The organism is Vibrio pomeroyi, assembly GCF_024347595.1.
GTDB lineage: Bacteria > Pseudomonadota > Gammaproteobacteria > Enterobacterales > Vibrionaceae > Vibrio > Vibrio pomeroyi.
The window spans coordinates 2782699-2797675 of record NZ_AP025506.1 but is presented as its reverse complement, the minus strand read 5'-3'; the positions used below and the strand labels follow the sequence as shown (position 1 = coordinate 2797675).

Sequence of the window (14977 nt, the reverse complement as noted above, 5' to 3'; positions counted from 1 at the left end):
TTTGTGTCACAATTCGACGTCACTTTAATAAAAATAATTAATGGAATATGCAATGAAGAAAATTACACTAGGATTAGTTCTTGGATTTGGACTACTGAGTGGTAACGCTCTGGCGGGTGATGTTGCTGCGGGTCAAGCTAAAGCAGCAATTTGTGCAGCATGTCATGGTGCAGACGGTATCGCAGTGATCCCAGGTTATCCAAACCTTAAAGGTCAAAACGAGCAATACATCGCTTCATCAATTAACGCATACAAGAACGGCCAGCGCACCGGCGGTTTGGCTGCTGTAATGCAGGCTCAAGCTTCAATGCTGAATGATGATGATATTGCTAATCTAGCTGCTTACTACGCAAGCCTTAAGTAAAACCTTCTTAAAGCGCTGATTAAACAAGATGATAAATTTCGAGCCAGAGCTTTAAAGCTCTGGCTTTTTTCATTGAATGTTTACTATAGCTAACCGATAATGAGCCATTCGCACAGTTTAAGGGATGAACATGAAAAAGATTGAAGCCATTATCAAGCCATTCAAACTTGATGATGTACGTGAAGCACTTGCAGAAGTGGGTATTACGGGTATGACAGTATCTGAAGTTAAAGGCTTTGGACGTCAAAAAGGTCATACTGAGCTATACCGCGGCGCAGAGTACATGGTCGACTTTTTACCTAAAGTGAAATTGGAAATTGTTGTGACCGACGAAGTGGCTGACCAATGTGTTGATACCATTATCGAAACGGCGCAAACAGGCAAAATTGGCGACGGTAAGATCTTCATTACTGACGTTGAACGTGTGGTACGTATTCGTACTGGCGAAGAAGACGAAGACGCCGTATAAAAAAACTATTACCCTACAAGGAGCGTTTATCGCTCCTTTTTCATTTCTGGTAGGGTGCTGTATGTTTAAGAAAACCATCATTGTTATCGTAGTCTTGATAACGCTTGCTGTTGCTAGTTTTCATCTTATCTTCGTGATCCCGAATAAACCTAACTTGATCACTTCCTCTCAAAATACCAGCAATGATATCTACAGTTGCTACCAAAACTCTGAGCCGAAAGCGATTGATGTGTCAGATGGGTTGAGCCTCACCGTCTGGAACATCTACAAGCAGAACCGCAACAACTGGCAGAGCGAACTGAATAAGTTCTCGGCGGGAAGTGATTTAGTATTACTGCAAGAAGCGAGCATGACGGATGGGCTTCGCCAATGGGTGACGAGTGGTCAATGGGGAAGTACTCGTGTGAATGCGTTTGAAGCTTTTGAACAAAGTGCTGGCGTGCTCAACCTAGCGACTCATTTACCGATAGAAGCGTGTGCTTATACTCATGAAGAGCCTTGGCTGCAACTGCCTAAATCGGCTCTTTGGTCTCGCTACCAGTTAAGCAATGGTGAAGAGCTAGCGGTGATCAATATCCACGCGGTGAACTTTACATTTGGTACGGAAGATTACGAAGCTCAACTCAAAAGCTTGACCGATAACCTGCAAAAATACCGCGGTGCCGTCATCTTTGCTGGCGATTTTAATAGTTGGAGCGAAGCGCGCTTTACGGTATTGAAAGATGCGTTGGAAAAGGTGGGTTTAACAGAAGTTGCCTTTGAGCCAGATAACCGAACTCAATTTATGACGGGTTTGGTGCTCGACCATGTGTTCTATCGAGGTCTAGAGGTAGAAAAAGCAAAAGCGCCCATGACGGACGCTTCTGATCATAATCCAATGCTAGTGACCTTTAAGGCGAAGTAACTCATTCAGTTAATCGGTAGGCTCGCTAACTTGTTCTGTTTTCTGGGTTATTTACGACACTAAAATGTAGATAGCCCAGATTAGGTAGTAACCAACCCAAGGTAAACCTGAAATTACCAGTGCTTGCCCGCGTTCAAACTCAGTCCAAGTTAGTACGGCTGCGTAACCAAGCACGATGTACCAAGGTAATAGCAGTGGTAATGAGCTTGCAAACTGAGACCAGTCGCTAGTTAGAGGTAACTTGATTAAGCCGTTTAAGCTGTTCAGGTCTGCCGCGTAGTTCATCACATGGCCGTGCTTGAGGATTAGGCTTGCGTAGCTCGCTACATCACCTAACACAGCAGGGAATATTACAACCGATGCCGCTGCGAACCAGCGCCAAAAGCTATGCTGATGTTGGCTTGGCTTAGTTGCGAGATTAAACCAGAACGCTAACAGAACGATGGTTAACGTTCGGCCAAATACATCGTTGATAATCTCACTTGCGAGTAGGGTATTGCTGTCAAGTAACGCCAATTGGTCAGGGTTAGTTTGAGCCAGTTGTTTTGATAACTCTGCGCTTAACCAAGCAAAATCTACATTCGAAAAATAGGCACCCCAAAATAAAAATGGGCTGAGTATTAATACGACGTAGGGTTGCCATCCCCAAGCGCTTCTTTGATAAAGCGCTAAGAAACAAGCTGTTGGTGATCGGAATATATCCAACAGCATGACGAGTGGGTTACTTGACGGGTTCATACACTTACCTTAGTTACATCAACATACAGCTTCAGTTTTTGTCCTGGCTGTAGGTATTTCTTGTTCTGCAAAGTGTTCCATTTTACAACATCTGCACTTTTTACTTTGAACTTTGATGCAATACCGCTGACTGTGTCACCTGATCTTACGTTATAGAAGATCGTGCGGATGATAGCGCCGTCTGAACCATTCTTCCAAATGACCAGTTCTTGACCAACTCTAAGGGTGTCGCGTGGTCCCATACCGTTCCACTTAGCCAGTGATTGGTGAGATACCTTATTTGCGCGTGCAATCGTCCATAAGCTGTCACCACTTTTTACTGTATGGCTGAGCTTATACTGACCACGACTCTTCGACTGTGTGCTTGCTAGGCGATTTGAAGCGCTTAGTGCGTATGTCTTGTCGTCTTTGGTTGAGGTTGGGATAAGCAGGTGCTGGCCAATACGAATATTATTGTTGCTCAACCCGTTTGCAGAGCGAATCACTTTGCTGGTGGTGTTGTATTTGCTTGCCAGTACGCTGATGCTGTCACCCGACTGAACTTGGTAACGTACCAACTTCATGCCTTTGCCTTTATTCGCTGCGACTTCTTTGTTGAATTTTTCAACTGAGCTGATAGGAAGCAGTAATTGTTGGTGCTTCTCAGGCGATGTCGCCCACTGGTTATAAGCTGGGTTGTAGCCTTGCAGTTCTTTGACTGGAATGCCTGCGTAGTTAGCAGCAATCGCCAGATCAAGTTGCTCTTCAGGGTTAACCAGAGTCAGTACCGGCTTGTTTGGAATCGCTGGGATGTCAATGCCGTACTTTTCTTGGTTAGCGATCACGTCTGCTAGTGCTAGTAGTTTAGGTACGTAGCTGCTGGTCTCTTTTGGCAGATCCAGTGAGAAGAAGTCGATTGGCTTACCAAGCTTCTTGTTCTTACGGATTGCACTATTTACACGACCACCGCCACTGTTATAGGCCGCAATTGCGTGTTGCCAGTTTCCATCAAAGCGTTTGTTTAGGTCGGTTAGGAAGTCTAATGCCGCATCAGTAGAAGCAGCAACGTCACGACGGCCGTCGTACCAGAAGTTCTGTTCTAGTCCGTATGCTTCACCAGTGCCAGAAATGAACTGCCATAGGCCGGCAGCACTGCCGTGAGAATAAGCAAACGCGTCAAATGAGCTTTCAACAACCGGTAACAGTGCCAGTTCTAAAGGCATATCTCTTTCTTCAATCTTGGTGGTGATCAAATAAAGGAAAGGTTCAGCTCGTTGTGAGACGGTTTTTAGATGACTAGGGTGCTTTAGATACCAAGTTCGGTAGTAGTCGACCTTCTTTTGGTCTGGCACTTCCATTTCAAGTTGCATCGCAATGCGTTTCCAAACATCTTCTTGTGTTTGTGGAGTAACGACTGGTGCTTCAACTTTTGGCTCTTCTTTGGTCGCTTCTGATGAAACGTTCGCTTGAGAAACTTCTTTAATAGGAGATGTGTTGGTTTGCTCGGAAGCTTGGTCTGGATTCTCTGACTGAGTTAATTGGCAACCAGAAAGTAGTAATACCAAAGCCCAGCTGTACTTAACTCGCATGTTACAGCCTTTTTAATAAACGGCCGATGATAATACTTGCCACCCCCTATGAGTGACAAGTCTGTATTTGTTAAAATTCGTTCTTCCACGCACGTAAAGCGGTGAATACTGATAGAGGATCGGTCTGTTCGGTACGATTAGATACTGATTTGACTACACTTGGTTCTGTGTAGCGCAAGAAAGGGTTCACAAACTTCTCTTGTCTCAAATTTGTGGGGATGGTCGACTTATTTTGAGCACGCAGTCGGTTCACTTGGTCGCGATATTGCTGCAAATGTTGGTTATTAGGTTCGACGGCAAGTGCAAAAGCGATATTGGCTGCAGTGTACTCATGTGCACAATAAACTTCAGTTTCTTGAGGCAGTGCTGTGATCTTATTCAGCGCATCGAACATCTGTTGTGGTGTGCCTTCCATGATTCGGCCACAACCCGCAGAGAACAACACATCACCACAAAATAGCTTGGCATCACCTACATAACCAATATGGCCAGCAGTATGTCCGCTTAGTCCTAACACGAGGAACACTTCACCAAACAGCTCTAACTGGTCACCATCATCAACCGGATGCGTTAATGTCGGGATAGGTTCATTTCTTGGGCCAACAACATCGACGCCGGGAAATTGTCTTACCAGCTCTGGAACGCCACCAATGTGATCGTGGTGGTGGTGTGTAATCAAGATTGCATCTAAAGTTAGCTCATGGTTCGCTAAGTACTCTAATACTGGAGCCGCATCACCAGGATCGACGACAGCACAACGGCGATCGCTATTTTCAATCAGCCAGATGTAATTGTCGTTAAATGCAGGTATGCTTTTGATATGTAACATTATTGGTTCTCCAGTCACTTTCAGTGCGACAGAATAAGTGAGACAGATTATTGATGAAGCCAGCACGTAGCAGAAAGAAGTTTGAACATCCCTACACTTGGGCACAGTTGCACAATGGGGATTGGTTGAGAGAATCTATTCAAACTCGACTCGATGAGTGGTGCCCAAAGCTATTTGGTTACCATATGCTCAAGCTCGGCGGCCTCAGTAGTGAGATTTCTAGCTGCACATGCAACATTCAACATCAAGTAAACCTAGATATCCAGAACCCATTACATAATGTGATAGCGGATGGCTATAATTTGCCCTTTTTGGAGAAAAGTTTTGATGTTGTGGTGCTCAGTCATCAATTAGATTATAGCAATGACCCGCATCGATTATTGAGAGAAGTCGACCGAGTGATGATGGACGATGGCTATATCATCATTACCGGCTTCAATCCTTTCAGTGTGACTGGGCTGGCCAGTTTGATGCCTTGGCGAAAGAACAGCTTGCCTTGGAGCGGGCGTATGTACACGCCAAATCGAATTAAAGATTGGCTCGGTGTACTTAACTATGAAGTGATTCATTGTGATACTTATGCGTTGTTTCCGATGAGTAAGTATCAAGCGATGTGGACTTGGTTGGAGAACGCCTTAGGCGGTTGTGCCTCTTTTGCTGGCAGCCAATACTTTATTGTTGCTCGTAAGCGTACTTATCCGCTCAAACCTATTAAGCCGCATTGGCACCTTAAGCGACGCTTCTCTCCTGTGGGAGCAAGCTTTAGAACCAACTCTCGTCGTTCAGTGCATTCCACAAAAGCACCATACCCGTTAAAAACAGAAAAAGCCGACTCGTAGGCGGCTTTTCATTTATCTGTCCGTTTAAGAAACTATAAATCTGCTTCGAAACGTACATCTCATTTCAAAAGGTGATTAGCTTGGCTGATAACCCGTGTCTTCTTGAGTTGGGTTCTCTGCGGCCGTTCTTGCTAAATCATCACACATTTCGTTTTCTCTGTGTCCGGCGTGTCCTTTAACCCATCGCCAGTCAACGCTATGACGTGCTGTTTCTTTATCGAGCCTTTGCCACAAGTCGGCGTTTTTAACCGGTTTTTTATCGGCTGTCTTCCAGTCACGCTTTTTCCAGTTGTGGATCCACTGTGTGATGCCTTGGCGCACGTATTGGCTATCCGTGGTTAGAATCACGGAGCAAGGCTCTTTGAGGGTTTGCAGAGCCACGACAGCGGCGAGCATTTCCATACGGTTATTGGTTGTTAGGGTAAAACCTTCCGCTAATGTCTTTTCGACTTTTTTGTAGCGAAGTACGATGCCATAGCCACCCGGGCCAGGGTTACCTAAACAAGAACCATCAGTGAAAATTTCAACTTGTTTCGTCATGATTTGATACTATTACCTCAAGCACATTATCGGCATAGTCTGACACAGTTATCCTTATGAATACCAGTAGCACTCCAGAACAAAGCACGAACGAAAAAAATAGTTCAAACGAAAATAAGCGCATCGTTGTACTCGATACCGAAACCACCGGTATGAATACAGAGGGTGGCCCTCACTATATGGGGCATCGCATCGTTGAGATTGGTGCGGTAGAGATCATCAATCGTAGGCTGACCGGGCGTCATTTCCACGTCTACATCAAGCCCGATCGTGCGATTCAAGAAGAGGCGATTGGCGTTCACGGTATTACCGATGAATTCTTGGTGGATAAGCCAGAATACCAAGACATACATAAAGAGTTTCTCGACTTTATCAAAGGTGCCGAGCTGGTGGCTCATAACGCGCCCTTCGATACGGGCTTTATGGACTATGAGTTTGAGAAACTTAATCCCGCGATAGGTAAAACGGATGACTACTGCAAAGTTACCGATACCTTGGCAATGGCGAAAAAGATATTCCCAGGTAAAAGAAACAACCTAGATATCTTATGTGACCGTTACGGTATTGATAACTCGCACCGTACTCTCCACGGCGCATTGCTCGATGCGGAGATCTTAGCCGACGTCTACTTATTGATGACGGGTGGCCAAACTTCGCTGCAATTTAACGCTGGCCAACAAGAAGGCGAAGCCGAAAGTATACGAAGAGTAGAAAGTGGTCGAAAATCCCTAAAGGTTTTACGAGCTACGGCCGATGAAGTAGAAGCGCATCAAAATCGTTTAGACCTCGTCGAGAAAAGCGGAAGCTGCCTTTGGCGTCAGTAGGGAGAAAGTATGTTAAGGGTATTGGCTACCGGTTACTTATTGCTGTTAAGCTTTAGCTTACATGCGGCAACAGAATCCGTAATGAGTTTATTGGACAACCGTTTTCGCGTTGATCCCAGTATTGAACAAGTCACTTTTGTGATTTATCGAGCCGATAACTCTAAGCCTGTCGTTTTGGTTCGCCCTGACGGCAAGAAATACTACTCTTGGCGTAATGCTGATAATGTCCGTTGGTACGAAGAGTCGTCCATGGACATTATCTCTATCGATAAGCCGATGCCAGGCCCTTGGCAAGCGGTCGGTAAAGTTTCCCCTAAGAACAACATCAAGCTCCTGTCTCACCTTGTTTTGGATGCTAATGAGTTTCCAGACAAGTTGTATCAAACCGAACACATCAAATTTACCGCTCGTTTGACCTCTGACGGAAAGCCTCTTGTACTGCGTGATTTTCTCGATCGCGTGAAGCTCAAGGTGACGTTCACCAAGTTTGTCGAAAACGAAGAATCTTTAGTGAGAGAAGCCCGTCCAGTGCCTGTTGTTATGGGCGAGTTTGCTGACGACGGTGTGGATCTCGACGAGAAAGCGGGAGATGGCGTCTTTACTGTGTCACTGCCGATTGATATTGAGCCGGGAAAATACCGCGCGCGTATTACTTCTGGCAATGGCGTGTTCTTGCGAGCGCAGGAGCAAGAGGTTTTAGTTTACCCAACACCAATCACTACTACTTTCATTCAGTCACGCAAAGAGGGATTACCTCACACGATTGTTGTGTCTGGTGAACAGGGCATGATCGCACCGAGCTCTTTAGCGGTTCACGTTGAGCATAAAGCGCCTGATGATTATGTAACGTATAAGCAAGGGCAAGCTGATGTCGATGCAATGAAAGTGCCTTTAGAGGTCCCTTACAATGGTGAGCTGGGGATCTATAACTGGTCTGGGATGGTTTATGCTACCGACGCCTCAAGTCAACGTCCGCTGATTTTTCCAATTACCGAGCAGTCGTACAGTGTTGTGGAAGATATCGACTTAGCAGAATCTCGACGCCTTCAAGAAGAAGCACTTGCTGAACAGAAGCGTATTGCTACGGAATTAATGATTCTTCAAAAGCGTGAAGATGACAGGCAGCGCAGCATGATCATTATCGGAGTGGGTAATGTGGTCGCCATTCTATTAGGCTTACTGATTTGGTTTGTGGTTCGTAAAGTGACAGCGAAGAAAAGAGCTCAACCAGAGATGCAACTTAAGGCGCCAAAGTAATTCGCTTAGATGATTAGGTTGTCTTGAGAGGATAAGCCTCTAAAGGTAAAGCATTAGAATTTGTGACAACGATGTCATGAACAAAAAAACGGGACTCATAGGAGTCCCGTTTTCGTTTCTATTGCAAAATCTAGGCTACGTTATCAATCGATTGGCCTGGATATTGTGGCTTTGCTGCTAGCTCCTCTGGAGAGAAGTCATCAACGTTAATCGTGTACAGTCTGTGTTGTTCTGCACTGATTAGAAGGTCAGCCTCTTCTTGCGTTAAGATACCTTTCTCTAAGCCTTGTTCAGCAACAAGATCCAGTCTTAGGAAGGCGCGTTTTTGATGCGTCTCTTTGCAGACTTTGTCGAACAGAGGTTCAGCTTGAAGAATCACTTCTAGTGCTTTCTCAATCTTACCAACCGCGTTGTATTGAGTGTCCGCTAAGTATTGGCCACGACCGATACGTGAACGCGTTTCACTCGGTGTTTGCAGGATGTGCGCAACTTGGCTATCCAGCTTGTCGTTTGGTGCGCGACGAATGCGACCAAATGGCATGAGCACAACACGCAGCAGACGACCAACCACAGGGTTAGGGAAGTTCGCCAAGAACTCATCAATCGCCACCTCAGTTTGACGTAAGCTATCTTGCATCCCCCAATGTACTAGCGGTAGATCTTCAGCGTGGCTGCCTTCGCTCTCAAAGCGTTTCAGCGTTGCTGAACCTAAGTACAATTGACTCAGGATGTCGCCCAGCCTTGCAGATAGGCGTTCTCTGCGTTTCAGTGAACCGCCTAACACAGCCATTGAAATATCAGACAGTAGCGCTAGGTTTGCACTGTAACGGTTCAGTTGTTGGTAGTAACGTTGTGTTTGTTTGTCAGTTTTATTGGCTGGCGTAGGGGTATCTGAACCACGGCCATCAGTTAAACCAAACCACAAGCTGCGGACTAGGTTACTCATAGTAAAGCTAACGTGTCCTGCTAACGCTGAATCAAATTTATCTAGAGCATCACTGCTTTCAGAGTAAGCCGCTTCCATTTCGTTAAGAACGTAAGGGTGACAACGAATCGCGCCTTGACCATAGATGATCATTGAGCGAGTTAGGATGTTTGCGCCTTCAACGGTAATCGCGATAGGTGAACCTTGGTAGCCACGAGCTAGGAAGTTCGACGGGCCCAAGCAAATACCTTTACCGCCTACGATATCCATTGCATCAATGATGCTGCGTTGGCCGCGGTGAGTACAGTGGTACTTAACGATGGCAGAGATAACTGAAGGTTTTTCGCCAAGGTCGATACCCGCAACGGTGAGGTTACTTGCTGCATCCATTACGTAAGCATTACCAGCTAGGCGTGCAAGTGGCTCTTCAACTCCTTCCATACGTCCAATAGGTTGTTTGAATTGACGACGGATACGAGCGTAAGCACCAGTAGCAAGCGCGGCTGTTTTGATACCACCTGTTGAGTTAGATGGTAGTGTGATACCACGACCCACCGACAGACATTCAACCAGCATACGCCAACCTTGGCCTGCCATTTTCTGACCACCAATGATGAAATCGATAGGGACGAAGATATCGTCACCTTGAGTTGGACCATTTTGAAAAGGTACGTTGAGTGGGAAGTGGCGGTTGCCAATCTCAACGCCTTTTAAATCTGTTGGGATGAGAGCACATGTGATGCCAAGATCTTTTTGGTCACCAAGTAGGCCATCCGGGTCGCGCAGTTTAAAGGCCAAACCTAAAACAGTCGCGACAGGCGCTAGAGTGATGTAACGCTTGTTCCAAGTTAGGCGCATGCCCAGAACTTCTTCACCTTGCCACTCACCTTTACATACCACGCCGTAATCAGGGATAGAGCCCGCATCAGAGCCTGCTTCTGGGCTTGTTAGGGCAAAACAAGGGATCTCTTTACCTTCAGCTAAGCGAGGAAGGTAATGGTTTCTTTGTTCTTCTGTTCCGTAGTGTTGTAATAGCTCACCTGGGCCTAATGAGTTAGGTACGCCAACTGTCGATGATAATACGCTAGACACGCCCGTTAGCTTCTGTAGAACCAGAGATTGAGCGTAAGCTGAGAATTCTAAACCACCGTATTTTTTCTTGATGATCATGGCGAAGAATTTATGGTCTTTCAAGTATTGCCATACTTCCGGTGGCAAATCAGCAAGTTCATGTGTCACTTGGTAATCATTGACCATTTCGCACACTTCATTAACTGGACCATCTAAAAACGCTTGCTCTGCTTCAGAGAGTTTCGGATCAGCAATGTTTTGCAGCTTTTTCCACTCAGGCTTGCCCTTGAACAGCTCTGCTTCCCACCATACTGTGCCAGCTTCCAGTGCTTCTTTTTCTGTCTGGGACATTGCCGGTAGAACTTTCTTAAATAAAGAGAGTGCTTTTTGACTGATTAAAGTTTGGCGAATGGTTGGGACTGCAAACATCGCAACGGCTAACAAGTAGCATAGCCAGCCAGTAACAGCCACACCGCCAAACAGTGTTAATGCTACCATCGCGCCAGTTAATACGATTAACGCGCGTACCAGACTAACTCTATGATAAAGACAGACGCCTAAGATGGCTGTCATGCCGAGTAGGGAGAGCAATATGTTCATGATCGATTTCCTTTTCAGAGATCACTTATCGTTATGATTTTAGGTAAGAGGTCTAACCAGTTAAGTGTAAACAAAATATTAAATATTTGTAAAACTCTAAATTGGGTAAAAAGTGATCTTAATAGAGTTAAAATTCTAATTGTGAGAGGTTGGTGGTGAATAATTGGACGGTTCTGCAGTGAGATATTAATTAAGGTGGCAATCTTTGGGCTTAAGTGTCGACACTATTTCATGTTTGTGGGTAAACTCAGGTAAAAGAGGGAAAAACCCTCAGCTCTCATTTCACGTACCTTAAGTTGCGTAAAAAAATATAAGAGATAAGCCTTATGTACCAAGACCTAATCAAAAGTGAATTGAACGAAGCTGCTGACGTTCTTAACAAGTTCTTGAGTGATGATCACAACATCGCTCAAATTGAAGCGGCTGCAAAACTGATTGCTGACTCATTCAAACAAGAAGGCAAAGTGCTTTCTTGTGGTAACGGTGGCTCACACTGTGATGCGATGCACTTCGCGGAAGAGCTAACAGGCCGATACCGTGAAAATCGTCCGGGCTACGCTGGCATTGCGATTTCAGACCCTAGCCACTTATCTTGTGTGAGTAATGATTTTGGCTACGACCACGTATTTTCTCGTTATGTAGAAGCGGTCGGTCGTAAAGGCGATGTGTTGTTCGGCCTGTCGACTTCAGGTAACTCTGCCAATATTCTAAAAGCGATTGAAGCGGCTCAAGCGAAAGGAATGAAGACTATTGCATTGACGGGTAAAGATGGCGGTAAAATGGCGGGTTGTGCGGATATTGAAATCCGAGTGCCACACTTTGGCTACGCAGATCGCATCCAAGAGATTCACATTAAGATCATCCACATTGTGATTCAGCTTGTTGAAAAAGAGATGGAATAATAGTTATACAGACATTTGGAGCCCAGCTTTGTGGCTCCATTGGTTTTAATAGGGAGTAGATTAAACCATGTGTGAATTGCTCGGTATGAGCGCGAATGTGCCAACTGATATTTGTTTTAGCTTTACTGGTCTTATGCAGCGTGGAGGCAATACTGGCCCGCATCGTGATGGCTGGGGTATTACCTTTTATGAGGGTAAGGGTTTTCGCACCTTTAAAGATCCGAATCCGAGCTGTGAATCTAAGATCGCTGAGTTGGTTCAAAACTACCCAATTAAAAGCCAAGCTGTTGTCAGTCATATCCGTCAAGCCAACCGTGGTGGCGTTAATCTAGAAAATACACACCCTTTTACCCGTGAGCTTTGGGGGCGATACTGGACCTTTGCTCATAATGGTCAACTATCAGATTATGATGATCTGGTGAGTGGGCGTTTTAGACCTGTCGGTGAAACGGACAGTGAGCTCTCTTTTTGTTGGCTATTGAAACAACTTGAAGAGCGTTTCCCTGAACCACCTCAAGACATGGAAGGTATGTTTCGTTTCGTGGCCGAGTGCTGTGACAAGCTACGCGAGAAGGGCGTTTTCAACATGTTATTGAGTGATGGTGAGTATGTTATGACTTACTGTACTAACCATTTGTACTGGATAACTAGACGCGCGCCTTTTGGCAAAGCGAGCTTAATTGATGAAGACGTTGAGATTAACTTCCAAGAAGAGACCACGCCAAATGATGTAGTTACGGTGGTAGCAACTCAACCTCTTACGGATAATGAAGAGTGGTTTAGAATGAAGCCAGGCGAATACGCACTGTTTCATTTTGGTGAGCTGATTGGTAATAACCATCAAGCGTTAGAAGATGTTGCTTATGCGCCGAAAAAGGTCGCGAGCCAAGCACCGACAGAGCCATTAAGTTAATGCTATAAATCGTATTGCTTTAACCTGAACATGGAAAGGCCGCTTACTGCACTAATCAGTCAGTAAGCGGCCTTTTTGTTTTTAAGCAATTTGTCGCATGAGAGTCGTATGACGAATTACTCTTCTGCGTAACCGTGTTTGCCTAGTGCCTTACCGTCTAACACAGCCTGTCCATTTAGCATTGATAAACGGTCTTCCGCGAACCACTTGCAAACCATAGGGTAAATGCAATGTTCTTGAGTCAGCACTCGGCTTGCCAACATATCAGCGTCATCGTCTTCAAACACCGGCACCTTAGCTTGCAAGATCACAGGGCCGCCATCGAGCTCTTCGGTAACAAAGTGGACACTAGTACCGTGTTCTTTGTCTTGCGCATCAATGGCACGCTGGTGGGTGTGTAGGCCTGGGTATTTCGGTAACAGAGAAGGGTGGATGTTGACCATTTTCCCTGCATAGTGACGAACAAACTCTGAACTCAGGATTCGCATGTAGCCAGCGAGTACAATTAAATCTGGCTGGTAAGCATCGATCTGAACCATCAATTCATGGTCAAACTCTTCACGTGAGCCAAAATCTTTTGGATTCACTGAGTGAGCGTCTACACCTGCGGTTTTCGCTCGCTCTAATCCAAAAGCCTCTGCTTTGTTTGAGAAGACAGCTTTAACTGACGCATCAATCATATCGCTATCGCAGGCATCCAAGATTGCCTGTAAGTTACTTCCGCTTCCTGAAACTAACACAACGATGTTTTTCTGAGAGTGACTGGTTTTATTTGAGTGATTGTTTTTCATAGAGTGGGTCATACGATTGATTAACGGGAGTTTATACCAATCACAGTAAGTAAGTGCTCATAAATAGTGCAGGAAAAAGGCTTGAGAACAAGGAAGAAATTTTAGATAAGTAGTTATCCTACAATCAAAATTTCTAACGACGTGATCGAGCGTTTTAACAAGCTAGGATGACCAGTTATTTACTACAATTGGTATCTATATTACCTACATAAACTAAGGTTTTTTGCGGGCCAAATAGCAAAATGAGGACCATTAGGTCCCCATTGATTAACTAAGTAAGTGAACGTATCACTTATTTGATTTCAACTTGCTCTTCGCCCGCTTCAGCGTTTGCGATCTCACCGATAACCCAAGCGTTTTCGCCTTCAGCTTTCAGTAGTTCAACAGCAGCGTCTGCTTGATCTTTAGGTAGAGCAACAACTAGGCCAACACCACAGTTGAAAGTGCGGTACATTTCGAATGTTTCCACGTTACCTTTCTCTTGTAGCCAGCTGAAGACAGCAGGCCATTCCCAGCTCTTACCATCAATCACTGCTTTAGTACCTTCAGGAAGTACGCGTGGGATGTTTTCCCAGAAACCACCACCTGTGATGTGCGAGATAGCATGAATGTCATGCTCAGCAATCATCTTAAGTGCTGATTTGATGTAAATCTTAGTTGGTTCTAGTAGGTGTTCACCGATAGTGCGACCTTCTAGTTCTTCGTTCTTATCAGCACCGGAAACTTCTAGAACTTTACGAATCAAAGAGTAACCGTTTGAGTGTGGACCGCTTGAGCCAACAGCGATAAGTGCGTCGCCTGCAGCTACTTTAGTACCGTCGATGATGTCAGCTTTTTCTACAACACCAACACAGAAGCCAGCTACGTCGTAGTCGTCGCCTTCGTACATGCCTGGCATTTCAGCCGTTTCACCGCCGATTAGTGCACAACCAGCTTGAACACAACCTTCAGCGATACCAGAAACAACGTCTGCTGCTGTATCTACATCTAGCTTACCTGTTGCGTAGTAATCTAGGAAGAATAGCGGCTCACCACCTTGAACGATTAGGTCGTTCACACACATTGCCACTAGATCGATACCAATGGTGTCGTGTTTTTTCAGATCCAAAGCAAGGCGAAGTTTAGTACCAACACCATCAGTACCTGAAACAAGTACCGGCTCTTTATATTTCGTTGGAAGTTCACATAGGGCGCCAAAGCCACCAATACCGCCCATTACTTCAGGGCGACGAGTGCGTTTAACAGCACCTTTAATACGGTCTACTAGTGCATTACCTGCGTCGATATCAACACCAGCGTCTTTGTAGCTTAGAGAAGAAGTATTACCACTCACGGGATAGTCCTCGAACTTAAGTTGGATGTGAAAACGGCGCTATTCTAACAGGGCTTGATTACGAAGAGCAAACGTTTGCGTGGTTTTTTTTATTAGAATAAAGATTCTGA

The 14977-nt window shown here is 45.2% G+C and carries 15 protein-coding genes; 8 read left to right on the top strand and 7 right to left on the bottom strand.

The window, feature by feature from the left end:
- Positions 1-52: 52 nt before the first annotated feature.
- The 3 genes from OCV12_RS12200 (at position 53) to OCV12_RS12190 (ending at position 1737) form a co-directional block, all read left to right on the top strand.
- Positions 53-364: a c-type cytochrome gene (locus OCV12_RS12200; RefSeq protein ID WP_248386709.1), complete on the top strand. Its 312-nt coding sequence runs from the start codon at positions 53-55 to the stop codon at positions 362-364.
- Between the two features lie 130 nt (positions 365-494).
- On the top strand, positions 495-833 hold the full coding sequence (glnB, locus tag OCV12_RS12195) for a nitrogen regulatory protein P-II (RefSeq protein ID WP_004738609.1): 339 nt from the start codon (positions 495-497) through the stop codon (positions 831-833).
- Between the two features lie 61 nt (positions 834-894).
- Entirely contained in the window at positions 895-1737 is an 843-nt protein-coding gene (locus OCV12_RS12190; RefSeq protein ID WP_261884752.1) for an endonuclease/exonuclease/phosphatase family protein, read from the top strand.
- 51 nt (positions 1738-1788) lie between these two features.
- Here the strand turns inward: OCV12_RS12190 and OCV12_RS12185 are convergent, their stop codons facing one another.
- The 3 genes from OCV12_RS12185 to gloB form a co-directional block, all read right to left on the bottom strand.
- The gene (locus tag OCV12_RS12185) at positions 1789-2475 is read right to left on the bottom strand and encodes a YIP1 family protein (protein ID WP_176680289.1); all 687 of its coding nucleotides are present in this window, start codon (positions 2473-2475) and stop codon (positions 1789-1791) included.
- The gene (locus OCV12_RS12180; protein WP_261884751.1) at positions 2472-4043 is read right to left on the bottom strand and encodes a LysM peptidoglycan-binding domain-containing protein; all 1572 of its coding nucleotides are present in this window, start codon (positions 4041-4043) and stop codon (positions 2472-2474) included. The genes OCV12_RS12185 and OCV12_RS12180 overlap by 4 nt, the downstream gene beginning before the upstream one ends.
- Positions 4044-4113: 70 nt before the next feature.
- Complete coding sequence (gene gloB / locus OCV12_RS12175; protein ID WP_261884750.1) at positions 4114-4872, bottom strand: hydroxyacylglutathione hydrolase; 759 nt, start codon at positions 4870-4872, stop codon at positions 4114-4116.
- Between the two features lie 53 nt (positions 4873-4925).
- On the opposite strand from gloB, the gene OCV12_RS12170 reads away from it, so the two are divergent.
- Positions 4926-5711, top strand: a complete 786-nt coding sequence (locus OCV12_RS12170) for a class I SAM-dependent methyltransferase (protein ID WP_176680286.1) — start codon at positions 4926-4928, stop codon at positions 5709-5711.
- Between the two features lie 75 nt (positions 5712-5786).
- Here OCV12_RS12170 and rnhA read toward each other — a convergent pair whose 3' ends face one another.
- Complete coding sequence (gene rnhA, locus OCV12_RS12165; RefSeq protein ID WP_161678996.1) at positions 5787-6251, bottom strand: ribonuclease HI; 465 nt, start codon at positions 6249-6251, stop codon at positions 5787-5789.
- A gap of 56 nt (positions 6252-6307) precedes the next feature.
- On the opposite strand from rnhA, the gene dnaQ reads away from it, so the two are divergent.
- Entirely contained in the window at positions 6308-7075 is a 768-nt protein-coding gene (gene dnaQ, locus OCV12_RS12160; protein WP_161687277.1) for a DNA polymerase III subunit epsilon, read from the top strand.
- 9 nt (positions 7076-7084) lie between these two features.
- Positions 7085-8332 carry a TIGR03503 family protein gene (locus OCV12_RS12155; RefSeq protein WP_261884749.1) on the top strand — a complete coding sequence of 416 codons (1248 nt, stop codon included), beginning with the start codon at positions 7085-7087 and terminating at the stop codon, positions 8330-8332.
- A 130-nt stretch (positions 8333-8462) separates the two neighbouring features.
- On the opposite strand, the gene fadE is transcribed toward OCV12_RS12155, so the two are convergent.
- Positions 8463-10928, bottom strand: coding sequence for an acyl-CoA dehydrogenase FadE (gene fadE, locus OCV12_RS12150; protein ID WP_261884748.1), 2466 nt, complete (start codon positions 10926-10928; stop codon positions 8463-8465).
- Between the two features lie 326 nt (positions 10929-11254).
- Here fadE and lpcA point away from each other — a divergent pair, with 326 nt between their 5' ends.
- On the top strand, positions 11255-11830 hold the full coding sequence (gene lpcA, locus OCV12_RS12145; protein ID WP_017063379.1) for a D-sedoheptulose 7-phosphate isomerase: 576 nt from the start codon (positions 11255-11257) through the stop codon (positions 11828-11830).
- Positions 11831-11897: 67 nt separating this feature from the next.
- Positions 11898-12743, top strand: a complete 846-nt coding sequence (locus tag OCV12_RS12140; RefSeq protein WP_017630602.1) for a class II glutamine amidotransferase — start codon at positions 11898-11900, stop codon at positions 12741-12743.
- Between the two features lie 116 nt (positions 12744-12859).
- On the opposite strand, the gene purN is transcribed toward OCV12_RS12140, so the two are convergent.
- Complete coding sequence (gene purN / locus OCV12_RS12135) at positions 12860-13534, bottom strand: phosphoribosylglycinamide formyltransferase (protein ID WP_102333440.1); 675 nt, start codon at positions 13532-13534, stop codon at positions 12860-12862.
- A 292-nt stretch (positions 13535-13826) separates the two neighbouring features.
- A complete protein-coding gene (purM, locus tag OCV12_RS12130; RefSeq protein WP_261884747.1) occupies positions 13827-14867 on the bottom strand; it encodes a phosphoribosylformylglycinamidine cyclo-ligase in 1041 nt (346 codons plus the stop codon).
- Positions 14868-14977: the final 110 nt, after the last annotated feature.

Coding starts and splice junctions, on each gene's coding strand:
- OCV12_RS12200 (WP_248386709.1), top strand. CDS start 53: ATGAAGAAAATTACACTAGGATTAGTTCTTGGATTTGGACTACTGAGT.
- glnB (WP_004738609.1), top strand. CDS start 495: ATGAAAAAGATTGAAGCCATTATCAAGCCATTCAAACTTGATGATGTA.
- OCV12_RS12190 (WP_261884752.1), top strand. CDS start 895: ATGTTTAAGAAAACCATCATTGTTATCGTAGTCTTGATAACGCTTGCT.
- OCV12_RS12185 (WP_176680289.1), bottom strand. CDS start 2,475: ATGAACCCGTCAAGTAACCCACTCGTCATGCTGTTGGATATATTCCGA.
- OCV12_RS12180 (WP_261884751.1), bottom strand. CDS start 4,043: ATGCGAGTTAAGTACAGCTGGGCTTTGGTATTACTACTTTCTGGTTGC.
- gloB (WP_261884750.1), bottom strand. CDS start 4,872: ATGTTACATATCAAAAGCATACCTGCATTTAACGACAATTACATCTGG.
- OCV12_RS12170 (WP_176680286.1), top strand. CDS start 4,926: ATGAAGCCAGCACGTAGCAGAAAGAAGTTTGAACATCCCTACACTTGG.
- rnhA (WP_161678996.1), bottom strand. CDS start 6,251: ATGACGAAACAAGTTGAAATTTTCACTGATGGTTCTTGTTTAGGTAAC.
- dnaQ (WP_161687277.1), top strand. CDS start 6,308: ATGAATACCAGTAGCACTCCAGAACAAAGCACGAACGAAAAAAATAGT.
- OCV12_RS12155 (WP_261884749.1), top strand. CDS start 7,085: ATGTTAAGGGTATTGGCTACCGGTTACTTATTGCTGTTAAGCTTTAGC.
- fadE (WP_261884748.1), bottom strand. CDS start 10,928: ATGAACATATTGCTCTCCCTACTCGGCATGACAGCCATCTTAGGCGTC.
- lpcA (WP_017063379.1), top strand. CDS start 11,255: ATGTACCAAGACCTAATCAAAAGTGAATTGAACGAAGCTGCTGACGTT.
- OCV12_RS12140 (WP_017630602.1), top strand. CDS start 11,898: ATGTGTGAATTGCTCGGTATGAGCGCGAATGTGCCAACTGATATTTGT.
- purN (WP_102333440.1), bottom strand. CDS start 13,534: ATGAAAAACAATCACTCAAATAAAACCAGTCACTCTCAGAAAAACATC.